Here is a 301-nt window from a genome sequence, read left to right as displayed (position 1 = left end):
TCGCCCTCCTGGGTGCCCCACGGCTGCGCGAGGATCGCCTCGTGCGAGGGGCCGCCGCCGCGGCCGACGGTGCCGCCGCGGCCGTGGACGAGCCGCAGCCGGAAGCCGTACCGGTGCGCGACGTCGCGCAGCCGGCTCTGGTCGCGGTCGATCTCCCTCAGGGAGCTGGGGACGCCGCCGACCTTGGAGCAGAACGAGGGATCTAGGAGGTACGCCCGGTAGACGACGCGCAGCGAGACGAGCAGCCGGTAGGAGGGGTCGGAGAGCATCTCGTCGAGGATCCGGTCGGCCTGCTGGAGCT

At 73.4% G+C, this 301-nt stretch carries 1 protein-coding gene; it reads right to left on the bottom strand.

Annotation, left to right across the window (positions count from 1 at the left end; genetic code table 11):
* The coding region (locus tag PUR61_RS01800) for a phosphoenolpyruvate carboxylase (protein ID WP_329874899.1) at positions 1 to 301 on the bottom strand (301 nt) is incomplete at both ends.

It is taken from the genome of Streptomyces sp. BE20, assembly GCF_036322525.1.
Lineage (GTDB): Bacteria > Actinomycetota > Actinomycetes > Streptomycetales > Streptomycetaceae > Kitasatospora.
This window is presented reverse-complemented; position numbering and strand designations above follow the sequence as displayed.